This window comes from Natrialba sp. PRR66 (genome assembly GCF_034808065.1).
GTDB lineage: Archaea > Halobacteriota > Halobacteria > Halobacteriales > Natrialbaceae > Natrialba > Natrialba aegyptia.
Genome location: NZ_JAXHGN010000001.1, coordinates 206,587 through 222,205, shown reverse-complemented (window position 1 = coordinate 222,205; position 15,619 = coordinate 206,587). Strand labels below are relative to the sequence as shown.

The 15,619-nt window shown below is 62.3% G+C and carries 16 protein-coding genes and 1 tRNA gene; 9 read left to right on the top strand and 8 right to left on the bottom strand.

Translation table 11 applies throughout. The features are described 5' to 3' along the window. Window positions 1–332: 332 nt before the first annotated feature. Window positions 333–1,388: a Cdc6/Cdc18 family protein gene (locus SM755_RS01040; protein ID WP_323171070.1), complete on the bottom strand. Its 1,056-nt coding sequence runs from the start codon at window positions 1,386–1,388 to the stop codon at window positions 333–335. Window positions 1,389–1,588: 200 nt separating this feature from the next. Beyond that, a complete protein-coding gene (locus SM755_RS01035) occupies window positions 1,589–2,089 on the bottom strand; it encodes a DUF3995 domain-containing protein (RefSeq protein WP_323171069.1) in 501 nt (166 codons plus the stop codon). Window positions 2,090–2,206: 117 nt separating this feature from the next. On the opposite strand from SM755_RS01035, the gene SM755_RS01030 reads away from it, so the two are divergent. The 8 genes from SM755_RS01030 (at window position 2,207) to SM755_RS00995 (ending at window position 11,233) form a co-directional block, all read left to right on the top strand. Continuing rightward, the gene (locus tag SM755_RS01030; protein ID WP_323171068.1) at window positions 2,207–2,686 is read left to right on the top strand and encodes a cupin domain-containing protein; all 480 of its coding nucleotides are present in this window, start codon (window positions 2,207–2,209) and stop codon (window positions 2,684–2,686) included. Between the two features lie 410 nt (window positions 2,687–3,096). Then, a complete protein-coding gene (locus SM755_RS01025) occupies window positions 3,097–4,197 on the top strand; it encodes a GNAT family N-acetyltransferase (RefSeq protein WP_323171067.1) in 1,101 nt (366 codons plus the stop codon). A gap of 510 nt (window positions 4,198–4,707) precedes the next feature. Continuing rightward, a complete protein-coding gene (locus SM755_RS01020) occupies window positions 4,708–5,652 on the top strand; it encodes a GNAT family N-acetyltransferase (RefSeq protein WP_049903253.1) in 945 nt (314 codons plus the stop codon). 23 nt (window positions 5,653–5,675) lie between these two features. Beyond that, complete coding sequence (locus SM755_RS01015) at window positions 5,676–6,062, top strand: hypothetical protein (protein ID WP_323171066.1); 387 nt, start codon at window positions 5,676–5,678, stop codon at window positions 6,060–6,062. Window positions 6,063–6,328: 266 nt separating this feature from the next. Then, entirely contained in the window at window positions 6,329–7,579 is a 1,251-nt protein-coding gene (locus SM755_RS01010; RefSeq protein ID WP_323171065.1) for an ABC transporter substrate-binding protein, read from the top strand. Next, window positions 7,576–10,062, top strand: a complete 2,487-nt coding sequence (locus SM755_RS01005) for a methyl-accepting chemotaxis protein (protein ID WP_323171064.1) — start codon at window positions 7,576–7,578, stop codon at window positions 10,060–10,062. Before SM755_RS01010 ends, SM755_RS01005 begins: the two co-directional genes overlap by 4 nt. An 81-nt stretch (window positions 10,063–10,143) precedes the next feature. Further along, entirely contained in the window at window positions 10,144–10,860 is a 717-nt protein-coding gene (locus SM755_RS01000; RefSeq protein ID WP_323171063.1) for a DUF2270 domain-containing protein, read from the top strand. Between the two features lie 181 nt (window positions 10,861–11,041). Beyond that, complete coding sequence (locus SM755_RS00995) at window positions 11,042–11,233, top strand: hypothetical protein (protein ID WP_006664622.1); 192 nt, start codon at window positions 11,042–11,044, stop codon at window positions 11,231–11,233. A gap of 531 nt (window positions 11,234–11,764) precedes the next feature. Here SM755_RS00995 and SM755_RS00990 read toward each other — a convergent pair. From SM755_RS00990 to SM755_RS00980, 3 genes are all read right to left on the bottom strand, one after another. Beyond that, window positions 11,765–11,837 (bottom strand) — tRNA-Pro (locus SM755_RS00990). 97 nt (window positions 11,838–11,934) lie between these two features. After that, a complete protein-coding gene (trmY, locus tag SM755_RS00985) occupies window positions 11,935–12,537 on the bottom strand; it encodes a tRNA (pseudouridine(54)-N(1))-methyltransferase TrmY (protein ID WP_323171062.1) in 603 nt (200 codons plus the stop codon). A 151-nt stretch (window positions 12,538–12,688) separates the two neighbouring features. Beyond that, entirely contained in the window at window positions 12,689–13,246 is a 558-nt protein-coding gene (locus SM755_RS00980) for a metal-dependent hydrolase (protein WP_323171061.1), read from the bottom strand. Window positions 13,247–13,369: 123 nt separating this feature from the next. On the opposite strand from SM755_RS00980, the gene SM755_RS00975 reads away from it, so the two are divergent. Further along, on the top strand, window positions 13,370–13,549 hold the full coding sequence (locus SM755_RS00975) for an HVO_A0556 family zinc finger protein (protein WP_323171060.1): 180 nt from the start codon (window positions 13,370–13,372) through the stop codon (window positions 13,547–13,549). Window positions 13,550–13,682: 133 nt separating this feature from the next. On the opposite strand, the gene SM755_RS00970 is transcribed toward SM755_RS00975, so the two are convergent. The 3 genes from SM755_RS00970 to SM755_RS00960 form a co-directional block, all read right to left on the bottom strand. Then, window positions 13,683–13,904: a hypothetical protein gene (locus SM755_RS00970; RefSeq protein WP_006664626.1), complete on the bottom strand. Its 222-nt coding sequence runs from the start codon at window positions 13,902–13,904 to the stop codon at window positions 13,683–13,685. Between the two features lie 4 nt (window positions 13,905–13,908). Continuing rightward, the gene (locus SM755_RS00965; RefSeq protein ID WP_006664627.1) at window positions 13,909–14,184 is read right to left on the bottom strand and encodes a hypothetical protein; all 276 of its coding nucleotides are present in this window, start codon (window positions 14,182–14,184) and stop codon (window positions 13,909–13,911) included. A gap of 257 nt (window positions 14,185–14,441) precedes the next feature. Next, window positions 14,442–15,542, bottom strand: a complete 1,101-nt coding sequence (locus tag SM755_RS00960; protein ID WP_323171059.1) for a trypsin-like peptidase domain-containing protein — start codon at window positions 15,540–15,542, stop codon at window positions 14,442–14,444. Between the last annotated feature and the right edge of the window lie 77 nt (window positions 15,543–15,619).

Sequence of the window (15,619 nt, the reverse complement as noted above, 5' to 3'; positions counted from 1 at the left end):
CTCGCAGCGAACGAGTCACGTGCGGGCTGGTTGTTCCTGTCGCCCCCGTCGCGGCGTTTGCTGCCTCGATACCCAGTCTGGCACCTAACTCAGATTTCCGGTGTCCACCCATGTAAACCACCCTGAACGCGTTTCTTGGCCCGTTTGTACTGCAGCTTCTAGTATGGCAAAATCGACTGGCAGGGATAAATGTAGTGTTCACTCTCCACAGGATGGGACAGTCCGTCTACGCAGACAGTTAGAGTGGGACGAAATAGTGGCAAGTGATAGTACAGCCTTCGATCACGGCCTACGCTGTTACCACTTCGCTCCACTCTCTCGCTTTCGTCGGCTCACTCCTCGGTCGGGAGATCCGATTCCTCGCTCTTGCCCTCGACCTTGTCCCCATCTGCGACGGGCCGATACCGCCTCCCGCGGTGCTCGCCAACCGACTCGATCAGGTCGTAGTGCACCATCTTCGTCAGGTAATTTCGTAGCGTCCGCGCCGTCTTTGGCTCTGCGACCCGTCGTTCGTACGCCTCGTAGAGCTCACCCGGCTCGATCTCGCCCGCATCGGTGATGATTTCATAGAGCACGCGCTGATGGTCTGGAAGCCCCTCGACGGTCTTGCGCCGAATTGCCGTTCGAGCGTCGGGGATCGCCGCCTCGATCGTAGTCTCGGTAACGTACTCGTCGCCGTTTCGTTCCGCTCGGCGTGCTGCTGACCGGAGGATTCCGATCCCGACGCGCGCATCGCCGGAGGCCGCATCGGCGATCGTCTGTAACTGGTCGGTCGTCACTGCGTCCGGTTCGAGTCCCTGCGTCGCTCGCTCACGGAGAATTGAGCAGAGTTCAGCCGTTCCGTACCGGTCGAACTGCACTCGAGTCCCGGCGTGCAGCCGCGACCGGACGCGGTCGTCGAAACTGGCGAAGAGTTCTTCCTCGCGGTTGGCGATCAGCACCAGCGAGACGTGGGGTAACCGGTGTAGGTCGTAGAGTGCGGCGGTTTCCTCGAGCTGGTCGACTTCGTCGAGAATGGCGACGATCGGTCGGGTATCTCCCTCGGCGAGTCGGTCGAAGAGTTCGTCTTTCGCCGTCGATCGGTGGATATCCGTCGTTCGGCCGGTTGCTTCAAGAAGGCTGTACAGTACGCGAAATCGCGTGTATTCCTGCCAGCAGTTGACGTAGGCGACCCGGACATCCGGGTCCTGCTCGTGCAACTGGGCGAGCGTGTAGCGGGCGATACAGGTTTTGCCAACGCCCGTCGGGCCGAACAGGAACACGGGATCGGGCCGGCGGTCGGAGAGCAGCGGCTCCAGGGCCTCCGAAAGGAGATTTACCTCGTCGTGGCGATGGACGACCTCGCTCGGAACGAAGTCCTCGCGGAGCACTCGACCGTCGACGATCACACTGTCACTGTTGCTGACCGATCACAATAAGTGATGGCCCCCACAGATCCAGAGGCAGAGACGGAGACGGAGACCGACGGTGTCGGTGCCGGAGAGCACGGTGAACTCGGAGCGTCCACCGGAACGACGAGAGTCGTGCCCCCCCTCGGCGGGTTCCACGTTCGTTTTGGCTCCGCTGGAGCCCGCTACCGACGTCAGCGTCAGTTGCGCGTGCGAGTGGTGTAGCCCCACGCTGCGATACTGAACAGCACGCCGCCCCCGATCCACCAGGGGTCCCAGAACAGGAGATGCCACCAGACTGCTGTCGTCGAACCGATTGCGTCGGGGACGCTATACATTCCGACCGCCATAAGCGCGTGCTGTAGTAGATTCCCGCTGCCGTACAAAACCAACCCGATACCGCCGGCCCAGGCACAACCGAGTAAGAGCGGACGCGGAACGCGGTGACCCCAGGGCCGAACGAGCGCAAGTGCAACGAGTCCGCCGCCGATCTTCATGGCCCCGGTCACCCACAGCAGTGCGACGAACGTCGCATCCCGTGACTGCGCAAACGTACCGATCGTCCTCAGTCCGAGAGTTCCCCCGAGCGCCCAGTAGAAACTCATCGCGGCGAACACCGCTGCCCACAGACAGGCCGCGTAGCCGGCCCAGATCGGCACCCGCGTCCGACCGACTGGTTGCGCCCGCCGAGATCCGCCCATACTCTCCGCTCGCGTTCCGTGACGAAAGAGATGGTGCTCCGTTTCCGATACTGGTACCTAAACGGACCTGCTGTTCTCGGGGACAGACGTAACTTGTGTCCCGTGGTAGTCCGACCGATGCAACACATCGTCATCGACGCTGTCGACGTTCCGCCGACGAACAGCCCTGCAGACGTCGTCCGACCGATCTCGGAGGCACTCGGGACAAGCGGAGTTGCGATAAACTATTTCGAACTCGCGCCGGGTGAGAGCTTCGGCTTCGCCTATCATCGCCACCACGATCAGGAAGAAGTGTTCTTCGTTCTGACGGGAACGGCAACGTTCCGGACGGAAATGGGCGAGAGACAGGTTGATGCTGGTGAGGTCATCAGATTCGAGCCGGGAGAGTTCCAACGTGGAACGAATCACTCGTCGGACCGGGTCACAGCGCTCGCACTCGGTGCACCCCGCGATTCCGAAGACATCGAGTACTTGCTGGACTGTACGGAGTGCAGTGAGGAAACCATCCACACGTCCGAAGTAGCCGACGATCGGGCGGCGGTCATCATCCGTTGTACGGCCTGTGAAACCGAAACTCGGCAACCGATCACCGAGTAGTGAGCACGCACCTGACCGGGTTCTTCACTCCGGCGTTTCGCTAACGCAGTGTGACTGAAACCGTTCGTCAATTCAGCAAAACGGCTCCGAGATGAGGTGGGTGTGCGAATTCGAACTTCCAGCACAGTCTCTCGAAAAGTGGATACCGCGACTGTCTGCAGCGCAACGGCAAGCAGCAGTCCACTCGCGTTGAGAGTTTAACGATCTAAACGCCCACTCTGGAGACCGATCCACCCCGTTCTATATCGTGTAATAGAGTTTATCGAGAATAGCAACGACTGCTGGCTAACTCATCGCTGTGGGGCAGAATCGCCTCTCTGCGCACCTGATCGGTGTTAAGTGTAGTGTCTCCGTTCAGTTCGTGATGGGCGAACAAACGACCACAAGTCACTGACTGGAACCGTTCACTGATGGGTACTCTCTCGGCAGTCAAAACGAAACTCGACAGTCGAACGCGACTGGGCATCGGCGAGCGAACTCGTGAGACGAACACCGACTACGAGGTGACGGTCCACGAGACGATCGACAGTATCGATCGTTCACGGTGGAATCACGTCGTTTCCCACGCGAAACAGGCAAGCGTCTTCCATCGCTACGAGTGGCTCGAGGCGATCGAAACCGGGCTCGGCTACACGCCGAACCACGTCGTCGTGACCAAAGACGGCAATCCGATCGGACTCCTCCCGAATTTTACCGTCGACCTCCCGAAAGTCCCGTTTCAACGGCTCTGGTCGACGTACCCTGGGTTTGGTGGCCCTGCAATTACGACTGACACTGCCGAGACACTTGACGCGATCCTGGAGACGATTCCAACGCTCTGTACCGGTCGGACCATCGTTCACGAAATCCGGGCCCACGATACGGAGTATCTCCAGTACAGCGACGTGCTCCGCTCGCACGGGTATCGACCAGCACGGTCGAAGGGGCGATTCGTCCTCTCCCTTACGGACGGGTACGACCAGGTCCGATCGGGAATGAGCGACTCGAGACGCAAGGGAATCGAGCAGGGCAAAGCCCAGCCCTACGAAATCGTCGAGGAAGAACTCACGCGGCCGACGATCGAACGATTTCACCGCGCGTACGAACGACACATGGAACAGATCGGCGGCGACGCCTACCCCCTCTCGTTCTTCGAGGACCTCTTGGCGATGGACTCGCGGTTGCTCCTCCTGACCCTCCGACTCGACGGCGAGTACGCGGGCGGCTTCCTCGAATTGCTCGACGACGAACGGTCCGCCGTGCACGGCTTCTTCGCCGCCGTCCCGGAGGAATACTACGACGACCACGCCTCGGAACTGCTCTACGACGCCGTGATCCGGTGGGCGATCGACAACGGGTACGATACCTACGATTTCGGCGGGGCGACCGGCGACTTCCGAAGCGGCCTATTCCGGTTCAAAGCGGGGTTCGGCGGCGAACTCGTCCCGAATCTCTACTGGGAACGCGGCGACGGACTCCGCTGGAAATTCGTGACCGCCGGCCGTGAACTCTACCTTCGGATGCGACGGTGATTGCGTCACCGAACCACCACGAGTTCAGGCCAGATTGCGGACTGGTACTGTGAGAGAGATTATCTCAAATGGTGCGAACGTCGTTTCAGCTGATGCAAACGAGAGATGGGCTGAAGTGGGTAGCACGTGTGTGATATACTGTCGGAAGCGTGTCCGAGGTGGTCTAACGGTAAGATTCGCTCCGTGTGAGCGAGATACGCGGTTCGAGTCCCGTCCTCGGACTTCCGGTCGGGTGTGCTGTTCCTGGCGGCGATTGCTACCTGGTGTTGGTCTCGGTGGGTGGTCATCGAGAGCAGTGACGTCACTAGTAGAGACAGCCCACCCGCTGGCGGGTATCGATATAAGTGACAAATCATATGCAGCGATATAGAAATAGATCGAGTTCAGTCACGGGCTGGTCGGGTGGTCACAGGTGGGACGTCTTTCGACGTGGCGAGACGCCGCGTCGGGACACAACAGGTTTCGTCTGCAACCCGCACACTCATACCCTTCCCCGATGGCGCACCCACTATGGCCATGCACACCGATGACGACCCGACGAGTTCGTTCGACGACGTTCAGCGAGCGGTCTACGAGTTCGTCGACCGGCACGGAACGGCAACGCGGGCGGAGTTGCTCCGGTCGGTGCGGGTCGATGCAGGGCCGGCGCACTCGAAGCCGGCTCGATCGGGCAACTATACGCAGCAGACGGCCCTCGAACCGTCGACACTGGAGTCGTGTCTCGAGACGCTGCTCGCCGAGGGGTACCTGACCGAAACCGAGGGGGCGCTCCGAGTTTCGGTTCCCGGATCGCCAACTGAACTCGAGACCGAGTCGGGGGCGGTGACGATTCGGACCGCCCGAGAGCCGGACCGGGAGGGGATTCTCGAGGCGATGCGGACGGTGGCACAGGATGGGAGTTACGTCGTCGCGGCCGATCTCGCGACGCGGCTCGAACGAGCACCGGCGTTGGTTCGGGTTAACGGGACCGAGGACGGCTCACAATCGCGGATGTGCTTTGCTGCGGTGCTCGATCCTCGCACCGACTCTGCAACGGCGGCTGATGCCGGGTCCGGTGCTGACTCCGATTCTGACTCTGACACTGACTCTACCCCGAAGACCGACCCCACTTCAACCTCCGCCGACGAACCCGACGACACTCGGATCGTCGGCTGGCTCCACCTCGACGTTCCGGCGCTCGACTCGCGGTCGCATACGGCCGAGTTGACGGTCGGTGTCGTTCCGTCACACCGTCGTGCAGGAATCGGACGGACGCTCCTCGAGCACGGCCTCGAGTGGGCTCGGGAGGCCGGCTACCGGAAGGTCGTCCAGGGCGTCCCGAGTTCGAGCGAGACGGCGATTTCCTTCCTGGAGGCCAACGGATGGGAGCGCGAGGGCGTCCGAGCGGATCACTATCGTCTCGACGACGAGTTCGTCGACGAGGTGCTGTTTGCGACCTGGCCTACAGATTCTTGAGGGTCGCCGATGGACACCATCATATGGACTCGATTTCACTCGGCGTTCCGGAACCGTTGCTCGAGCGATTGCCGGCGGACGACGAGGTCGCCGAGGCCGACATGAAAGAAGCCGTGGCCGGTTGGGAACAGCGACTCAATCAGGCGCTCGAGGCCGCTGATGACGACCGCGAGGCAGCGGGTCAGGTCCTCGACGCGCTCGACCGGTTCGAGCAGCGATACGAAACCTACGACGACCTTGTGCCGGAGCTACGGGCGTGGGGGCAGTCGCCGATTTACGCGATCGCCTGGCGGACGCTCTACGCGGACGTAATTGCTCAGATCCACGACCACGATGAACTCGCCGAGTATATCGACCGCGAGCGAAACGCTCGGCTGGTCGAAGACGGGATTCGACTTCGGGACCTGTAGCCTCGCGTCGCTCTGTCAGTGACTGAACTCGTTTTTCGTGGCGGTAGCCGTGGCTACCGACGGGGCATCTCACGAACGTCCTGTCGGGTGTCAGCACGCTATTCGATAGCGACTCAGTGACATCCCGCGAGATACCGGAGAGTGGTCACTGTCCTGGAATATGGCCAGAACGTTGAAAGTCTCAACAGCAGACGGATAACTATGCGCCGTGACATGAGGCAGAGCGACTGCAATCAGGGGGAAGTAACGAACGGGTGTGAGAAACCGTGAGGCGACGGGAGTCTCTCGGGGTTATCGCCGGCGGTGCGGTTACAGCGACCGCTGGCTGTCTGGGCGACGGATTTCTCGGCGGGAACGCCGACGACGACCAACTGGCACTGGCCGACCGGACGCTTCAGTACGGCGGTGTGCTTCCGCTTTCGGGTGGGCTCGAAGCGTTCGGTGACCCGCTCCGAAACGGGGCGATGCTGCCGATCGTCGAACTCGAGGGATCCGACCTGGACGTCTCGGTCGATTTCGAAGTCGTCGATTCGGAGACGGCACCGACGGCTGCGGTCAACAACGTGGCGGAACTGATCGATGCGGGATACCCGGCGATCGTCGGGGCAGCGGCGTCGGACGTGACGCTACAGATGACCCAACAGGCGACGATTCCGGCCGAAGTAGTCACCTGTTCACCGGCAAGCACGTCGCCGACGATGGGCATCCTCAACGATCGCGGATTCTCGTTTCGGACGGCACCCGACGACTCGATGCAGGCGGTCATCGCCGCACAGATCGCGGTCTCCGAGTACGATGCCGAGACGGCGGCGACGCTGTATACGGCCGGCGACTACGGCCGGCAGCTCTCCGGCGCGTTCTCGGCGTCGTTCGACGGAACGATTCAACACCAGGTCTCGTTCACGGAGGGGAGTAATTCCTATACCGAGCCGCTTCGCGAGGCACTGTCCGACGAGCCGGACATCCTCTTTCTCGTCAGTTACGCCGAGAGCGGCGTCGACCTGCTGACCGAGTACTACGAGAACCACCAGGGAACGGAAACTGTCCTCGTCAGCGACGGGCTCCAGGACGAGGCGATTCCACGGGGCGTCGACGCACCGCTCTCGAACGTCTACGGAACCGCACCGGTGTCGTCCGGGCCCGGTCGAGACGGGTTCACCTCGCTGTACCAAGACGAACACGGCGGCGAACCGGCGCTGTTCACGGCAAACGCCTACGATGCGGCGGCGACGATTTTGCTCTCGAACGCCGCCGCGGGCGCGAACGACGGGACGGCCATCCGATCGAAGATGATCGACGTAACGACCAGCGGGGGAACGGAAATCCTGCCGGGTGAACTCGCCACTGGACTCGAACTCGCCGCGGACGGCGAGCCGGTTCAGTACCGCGGCGCTTCCGGTGAAGTTGCGTTCGACGAGAACGGTGATGGCGGATCGGTTACGTACGAGTACTTCACCTTCGAGGGCGAGGAGATCGTCTCGATCGAGGAGCGAACGCCCGAGGGGGTAGCACAATGACGGCGAACGAGCCGGAGCAGCCGGAAGAGACGACTGTGGGCGAGGGTTCTGAGACGGGAGAGACAGCCGGAAACGAGGGCCCCGACGACGATGGACACGCGGGCGCGGCGGAGACAATCGAAGACGAGTCGGGACTCGGATCCACGATGCGGTCACTGGTCCCGTCAGTGATTCGTGGGAGCTATCGGTGGAAGTTCGTGATTTCGGTGCTGGCGATCCTCGTCGTACTCTCTGCTGTCGGGGCGATCGGGTACGTCAACGCCCAGAACACCGTCGAAACCGACGCCGAACAGCAACTGACGGCGACGGTGGACATGCACGCGGACTCCATCAACGAGTGGACGATCTCGATGGAATCACACACCCGGTCGCTCTCGTCCGCTCCCGCACTGTCGGAAACCGATGCGGAAACGGCCGAATCACACATCATCGAGGAACAGGCGAAGTTACCGGTCGACGTTCGGGCGATCCACATCGTCGACACGAACTACGATCGAGTGCTGACGAGTACGAACGGAGAAGTCAGCGGCCGGTCGCTGTCCAGTATCGACGAACCCTGGACGGGAATCGAACCCGGCGTCGACCTGACGGCGGCGAACGACGTCTGGTACTCGCCGGCGGCATACCAGTCCGGTACCCTCGACGACCAGGTGATCGCGTTCGCGAGCCCCGTCGAGGGTGACGAGGCCCGAATCGCCGTCGTCGTCGGAACGATCGACTACCGCGTCGACGGACTGCGACAACTCCACGAGGACCAGGAGACGATGATCCTCAACACGGAGGGCGACACCGTCCTCGCGAGCAACGAACTCGGCGGCGACCCCGACGAGGAAATCGTCGAATCGCTCGGTACCGTCCGCGAAGGAACGGCGTTCGAACGCGACGGCAACCTCGTCATCGGCTACAGCGCGATGGCAGACAACGACTGGGTTGCGATCACGACCGTCCCGACGGACCAGGCGTTCGCCGCGAGTTCAGCCGTCGGGCACAGCCTGCTCTCGGTCATCGGAGCCGGGCTGTTCACGCTGGTGGTCGGCGGGGTCTTCCTCGCTCGCCAGACCGTGACGCCGCTTGAAACGCTCCGGGACCGGGCCAAGCGGATGGAACAAGGAGACCTCGATATCGACCTCTCGACGAACCGGATCGACGAGGTCGGCCGGCTCTACGAGTCCTTCGACGAGATGAGCACGGCGCTCGAGACGCGGATCACCGAAGCGAAGGAGGCCCAAGCCGAGGCCGAGGCGGCCCAAGCCGAGGCGGAGGAAGCCAAAACGGAAGCCGAGACTGCACAGGCCGAAGCCGAGGCCGAACGCGAACGCATGGCCGAGGTGACCGCGGAACTGCAACGCGGCGCAGACCAGTACAGTCAGACGATGCGCGAGGCTGCAGACGGTGACCTCACCGTCCGCGCCGATGTCGACACCGACAACGAGCAGATGCAGGAGATCGGCACCGAGTTCAACGCGATGCTCGACGAACTCGAGTCGACGGTCGACGAGGTCAAACAGTTCGCGACCGACGTGGCGGCCGCGAGCCAGCAGGTCAGCGCCTCGAGCAAGGAGGTCCAGAGCGCGAGCGAACAGGTCGCCGAATCGGTGCAGGAGATTTCGGACGCCTCCGAGCGCCAGAGCGAACAGCTTCAGACCGTCGACGCAGAGCTGTCGGACCTCTCGGCGTCGACCGAGGAGATCGCGTCGACGGCGAGCGAGGTCGAGACGGTCGCCGAACGGACCGTCGACTCCAGCCGCGAGGGCCGCGAGGCCGCGACCGTCGCGATCGAGGAGATGACCGAAGTCGAAACCGAGGCCGAACGCGCTGTCGAGACCATCCAGTCACTCGAAACCGAGGTCGAACAGATCACCGAACTCGTCGACGCCATCTCCGACGTGGCGGACCAGACCAACCTGCTCGCGCTGAATGCGAGCATCGAAGCGACGCGCGCCGGCGAGGGCGGCGAGGCCGGCGGGTTCGACATGGTCGCCCAGGAGATCAAAGAACTCTCCGCGGACGCGAAAGACGCCGCCGCGGAGATCGAAGATCGGATCGACGACATCCGGGAAAAGACGGACGAGTCCGTCGACGTCGTCGAGCACACGAGCGAGAAGGTCGAGCAGGGCACCGAAGCCGTCCAGCCGGCCGTCGACGCACTTGCGGAGATCGCCGAACTCGCCGAGGACACGAACAACGGCGTCACAGAAATCTCCGCCGCGACCGACGCACAGGCGTCCTCGACCGAGGAAGTCGTCACCGCCGTCGACGAGGTCGCAAGCAGCAGCGAGGAATCCGCCGCCGAGGCCGGCAACGTCTCCGCCGCTGCCGAGGAACAGACGGCCTCGCTCTCGGAAGTCACCCGCAGCGTCGACAGCCTCGCGGACCAGGCGGCCGAACTCTCACAGACGCTCGACCGGTTCGAGACCGCCGTCTCGCAGGAGGGCGCTGACGGGCCAACCGAGGCCGATCAGTCGACCGTCCCGCCCATGTAGCGTTCAGGGATCCAGCACTGAACTCGTCCGATTCGCGTTTCGACACGCCTCCGTTATACTCGTCGCCGTCGTAAACTATCTATGAGTCGCGAGAACGATTCACTTGATCCAGAACACGAGGAGGTCGCAGCGGCGGCGGCGACCGATTCAGATGATTTCCTCTCGCTCGTCCCGCACTACTATCGGGGCGAGGTTGCCCAGGCGACGAACGCGCAGGATCGGCTCGATCGGACGACCGACTGGGCGATCACGCTGATCGCGGCGTTACTCTCGATCGTCTTCTCCAGCGAGGATATACCGGCGTATCTCCTGCTCGTCGGCCTGTTGCTCCTGGCGATGTTCCTCTTCTTCGAGGTGCGTCGCTATCGTTTCTACGACGTCTGGCGCGCCCGCGTTCGACTGCTGCAGGAGAACGTCTTCGCCAACGCGTTCGACCCGGCCGGCGCTGAACACCCCCGCTGGCGAGAGGAAGTCGGGGAAGACCTCAGACAGCCGACGTTCAAAGTGTCGTTCTTCGAGGCACTTTCTCGACGGGTGAGACGGGTTTACGCGCTCCTCTTCGCCGTCGTCGGCGTCGCCTGGGTGAGCAAAGTCACGCTCTTTACCCCCGAAGCGCAGTGGACCGAAGCCGCTGAACTTCCGGGCATCCCGGGGATCGCCGTGGCGGCAGGACTGGCCGTCTTCTACGCCGCCGTTATCGCGGTTGCAGCCTGGCCCTCCAGACGCCGTGCGAAGGGGGAAATCCACGGCGTCGAAAGCGGCGACTGGAAAGACACTGACGGCGGTCACGAGGACTGAAACGGTCTACTGGCCGATTCCTCCGCGTACCCGAACAGTCGTGGGTGTGCCGGAACGGACTGCTAGCAGCCCGTACCCACCGCCGCGATGGATTCTCACTGCACCCCCTTCTGGAACCGCGCTAACAGTTTCGCAAATAGAAACGCTAATTCAGTCAATATCGTCATTATACTGTCGGGGAATGGCAAACAGAGATGACGTTTCGAGAGAACTCGCCAAATGCACCGAGTGCGATTCCGTTTACGCGGCCCGACAGTGGCCGAATGGAGACATACAGCTGATCGGGAACGACGGCTGTCCCTGCGGTTCGACCGAGTTCGTTCTCGTCGATGGCGACGCCGAACCGACATCGGATGGAACGACTGCGGAGTAATAATTCCGCTTCGTATCGACGACGCGTTCACTCGATTTTCTGCTCATCGGCATTGATCCACGCGCTGCTGATCGGTTTTGGAACGCCACCGCAATGTTGTGCGACGGTCTTTCAGGCAGCACCCGAGACCGACAACTCGTCCTCCAACGCCCCGTCACGACGCCGTCGACGCGTTCGACCTGTAACCGATTCGAAGCGGAAGCCGTCGACGAACGGTGTCCGAGTTCAGATTACAGGACCCGGACGAGGCGGTCAGGAACACACCTGCATCGACGACATCGGACAAGACGAGAGTAGCCGCTGAAAGTCAGTGCACACCTGGTCGCAGGACGGCTGTGCGATCAGCGTGGAAACCGTTTCAGTTGGTACTATAGAGGGAACCGGCCGTACAGTACAGCTCGCATCGCGCTCTGAAAGCGGGCGAAGACGGCATCCAGAAGCCACTGCGCTCGTCTCGCTTCGCTCACGAGAACGCGGGTACGGCCACTTGAAGACTGAAGACGCCGCTCAAGGAACGAAAGTGGGGAAAAGTGGGCCGGCGCGAATTCGAATCGCGGTTACGGCCACCCGAAGGCCGAAGGATACCAAGCTACCCCACCGGCCCGCAGATTAGATGTGGATGCCCGTTCGTTTAACGCTTCCGAAACCCCGCAAGCGGGACTGTGTCTTCCGTTCACATCTCCGTTGTACTGCAAGCACCCTCAGAATCGGTCGTACCCCGCCGTGTCCAGATAGTGATGCGCAACGGTGATCGCCTGATCCGTATGCAAGCGTTCCGGACCGAGTCGAAGCCGCTGCTCAACGTGCGCGTCGAGCAGCTCCGCCTCTGCCTCGGTGAAATCCCGGTGGTCCGAGAGGACGAACACCCCCGACTCGAGTTCGGCTGCATCGATGTCGACGACCGGCGCGCCGTCCTCGTGGAGTTGCACGACCGGCCCGTCATCGGCGAGTTCAGCGAGCGTGTCCGCGAGGCCGCGGCGGTAGAGTTCGATGCCGGGGCTGGGCTCGGCCGGCAAGGCACCGATGGCTTCCTCCCGGTGCTCCAGCGCGTTGCGGACGAGGGCGGCGGTGCTTCGCTCGTCCGGATTGAGTCGCCGGAGATCGCTCCCGGCGAAGGTGATCGTGAACTCGTCCTGGACGACGAGGTGGGTGCGGACGTTCTCGCGGATGCCGTGGGAGGTGACGAACGAGGCGGTGATCGATCGACAGAGCGCGTCGAGTCGGCCGGCACCGCCGGCGAGATCGTCGAGCGAAAAGTCGGGTTCGAGCGGCGCGTCGTGAGCGATGAGAACGAACTGGCGCATACGCGATGAACGGCGGGTGGCGGGATAGCCGCCACGGTTTCGAACGGGTGATGCGGGGAGTGGGCAGCACGAGGAGTGTGGAGTGAGGAGAAGAACGGAGGTGGAGCGGAGAAAAAAGACGGGGAGGTGGGCGGACAAGATGGGTGCTCAGTCAGGATCGAGTCGGCAGATACCGGCGAACCGACGCCCGAACGGTCGCCAACCCCGGCGCGCCGTCACGATACCAGACGAGAACCGCACCGACGAACAGGCTGAGCTGGAGCCACTCGTAGGGCCCCATCGTGTAGTAGTTGAGGAACGCATCCAAAATCCCGCCGATCGGGTCCTCGGGCGGCTGCTCGACCACCGGCCAGAGCAAGTACGCGGCACCCGTCGGCTCGCCGGTGAGCACCGACGGCGGAATATCCGCGAGCAGGTGCGAGAGGTAACCGATCGAAAAGGCGACACTCGCCGACCTGAACTCGAGTCGATCCGCAGCCACGTATATCGCCGGGAGGAACAGCGCGACGAACAGCAGCGAGTGGCTGAGCGTCCGCCCGCCGGGGAGGACGCCGAACGTCCAGGCGAACGGCTTATCGATCAGATCGGGAAACTGCGAGCCGATCGCGAGTGCGACCAGTGGTACGAACCGCGGCGAGTGGTCGAATCGACGCGCAGTGTAGCCGGTATAGAGCAGGTACGCGACGGCGAGGTGTCCCCAGGGCCACATCCCGTGGCTCTTCTCGGGATCGACGAATAGATGCTTCGACTCGTCCCGCGCGGTGAGACATGGCGGCCGAACATTGCATAGACAGGGCCAATCGTTTCCAGTATCTCGGGCTGAGGTGTCTATATGGCGAAATCACAATCGTCACAGCAGAACGCGGCGCACGGACAGTTGCTGTCGCTCCTCGAGGGACGGCCCTGTCCGGCCTGCACTGACGGCGAACTCGAACGTGACCGCTACAAGGGAAACCGGGCCGTCGTCTGTGACAGTTGTGGAACGCCGCAGGCGCAGGTCTGGTCCTCGTGACTCCTCCAGCACCGACTGAAACTGGTTACAACTGGTTACGCACTGATCGCACGACGGCTGTCCGATCGGTGTCCACTGACTTGCAGCGACGACGAGAGTGGGCAAGTTGCGGCTCTCCGATCGAACTGCGTCGCTATCGTGAGCGGGACCCGTCAAGTTGGTGCTCGTCGTACGACCGAGAGCCAGGATAGTCGTGGCCGATAACGAGGGCGACGATGTTGATCACGAGCACGCAGAGAAAGATCGAAAATCTGGTTGCCGACCCGATGCCCGCCACGAACAGCGGGAGATAGACGACAGGGAGCAGCGTCCCGACCCAGAACCCGATCGTCGTAACTGTACTCCCGAGGTGCATTGGACTAGCGTATCGATTCCAGATCGACGAACGATCCCTGGGTCGCCGCGATCCAGTTCGACATGAGTTCTTCTTCGGGAGCGTCCGCCGGGAAGATCGCACACTCATCGGGCGAGTCCCCGTTGTCGATTCTGACGTGATCGAGTTCAGGTCCGGTGTCGTGCGTCTGTCGCCGCGCGTCCGGATCTACGGGTGCGTTCGCGTCGTCCACCGTGCTCGACGTCGACTGTTCGTCACCGACCGTGGTATCCGACGACCAGCTGTCAGCATCGTGAGTCATTGAATGGCAGGCGTCGAGTGTTCGCGCCAACTCCGGGTTCAGCGGTTGAACCTATTGTTATCGGGAGGCTAAACGCCGCAAACGAGACCCTGATCCCCATTTTGAGCCGGTTCGAACCGTTCATTTCGCCGAAAAAGAACTCGACAGCGGCTGACCTGTACGAGACTGTTATCGGGATCAAAACGGCTGTATCGGTAGCGTAACGACGGAAACGAACCGGTCAATCAGTGATTTGCCACCCGTATTGCGGCGGATGACTATCGCTCACCGAGGACCATTTCCGCGGTCGTCTCTCGACCGTCTCGCCAGAGCGTGAGCGAGAGCGTGTCGCCGGGACTGGTTTCGAGGGCGAGATACGTCGAGAACGCGTGTCGATCCGGAACCGGTTCGCCGTTCAGTTCGAGAATAACGTCTCCGCCAACGGGTATCGGTGCGCCGCCGCGCGTGGTCGTCCGTGGCGATTCGTGGAGCGTCCCCGCTGCTGGCTGGCCCGACCGAACGCTATCGACGATAACGCCGGTGGCTTCGGGAAGATCGTTCGCTTCGGCGACGAGGCGGTCGACGGTCATGAACGTAATTCCCATAAACGAGTGGTTGTACTCACCGTCCGCGATCAGCGACGGGACGACACGCTGCATCAGCGCTGCAGAGATCGCAAAGCCGATATTCTCGCCGCCGGCAGCGTTGACGATGCCGACAACGTTTCCGTTGAGGTCGACCAGCGGTCCGCCGCTGTTGCCGGGATTGACGCCGGCATCGGTCTGGACGACGTTCGGGAACGAGAACTCGCGTTCCGGTGCGTCGAGCGTTCGATCGACGCCGCTGACGATCCCTTCGGACATCGAGCCTTCGAGTCCGTAGGGATTGCCGATCGCGAGGACCTGCTGGCCGACAACCGGTCGCTGGTCGGCGAGCGTCAGCGGCGTTGCGCTAGCGGGGACGTGATCCGTCTCGAGCACCGCCAGATCGCTGTGCGTATCCGTTCCGACGAGTTCAGTCGTCGTCCAGTCGCCGTTGATGTACTGGAGATCGGTTTCTTCGCCGCCGGCGACGACGTGTGCGTTCGTGACGACGTGGTTTTCGTCGACGAGAAACCCGGATCCCTGGCCGCGGCCAACGGAGTCGCTGTTCGGGTCCGAAACGCCGAAGACGCGAACTTGCGTGACTGAATCGATAACCGCCTCGTAGATATCGGTAAACGTCGAGCCATCTGCGAGGTTTCCGCGGTCGATCTCGTGCGAGGAACTACCTTCAATCGGCCCCGATGTCGAAGGTTCCGAACAGCCGGCGACGACGCCGGCGAGTCCGGCGCTGGCCGCCGCCAGAAACCGTCGTCGACCCGGTCGAAAATCGTCCATAGTCGATGGATGAAAGTCCACCTATTTTGCAGTACCGAGGACGCGGCCGAGAGGAAGTCACGAGCGAAACCGAGTGC

Coding starts and splice junctions, on each gene's coding strand:
- SM755_RS00965 (WP_006664627.1), bottom strand. CDS start 14,184: ATGACTCACGATGCTGACAGCTGGTCGTCGGATACCACGGTCGGTGAC.
- SM755_RS01030 (WP_323171068.1), top strand. CDS start 2,207: ATGCAACACATCGTCATCGACGCTGTCGACGTTCCGCCGACGAACAGC.
- SM755_RS00975 (WP_323171060.1), top strand. CDS start 13,370: ATGGCGAAATCACAATCGTCACAGCAGAACGCGGCGCACGGACAGTTG.
- trmY (WP_323171062.1), bottom strand. CDS start 12,537: ATGCGCCAGTTCGTTCTCATCGCTCACGACGCGCCGCTCGAACCCGAC.
- SM755_RS01020 (WP_049903253.1), top strand. CDS start 4,708: ATGGCCATGCACACCGATGACGACCCGACGAGTTCGTTCGACGACGTT.
- SM755_RS01035 (WP_323171069.1), bottom strand. CDS start 2,089: ATGGGCGGATCTCGGCGGGCGCAACCAGTCGGTCGGACGCGGGTGCCG.
- SM755_RS00970 (WP_006664626.1), bottom strand. CDS start 13,904: ATGCACCTCGGGAGTACAGTTACGACGATCGGGTTCTGGGTCGGGACG.
- SM755_RS01015 (WP_323171066.1), top strand. CDS start 5,676: ATGGACTCGATTTCACTCGGCGTTCCGGAACCGTTGCTCGAGCGATTG.
- SM755_RS00960 (WP_323171059.1), bottom strand. CDS start 15,542: ATGGACGATTTTCGACCGGGTCGACGACGGTTTCTGGCGGCGGCCAGC.
- SM755_RS00995 (WP_006664622.1), top strand. CDS start 11,042: ATGGCAAACAGAGATGACGTTTCGAGAGAACTCGCCAAATGCACCGAG.
- SM755_RS00980 (WP_323171061.1), bottom strand. CDS start 13,246: ATGTGGCCCTGGGGACACCTCGCCGTCGCGTACCTGCTCTATACCGGC.
- SM755_RS01025 (WP_323171067.1), top strand. CDS start 3,097: ATGGGTACTCTCTCGGCAGTCAAAACGAAACTCGACAGTCGAACGCGA.
- SM755_RS01000 (WP_323171063.1), top strand. CDS start 10,144: ATGAGTCGCGAGAACGATTCACTTGATCCAGAACACGAGGAGGTCGCA.
- SM755_RS01005 (WP_323171064.1), top strand. CDS start 7,576: ATGACGGCGAACGAGCCGGAGCAGCCGGAAGAGACGACTGTGGGCGAG.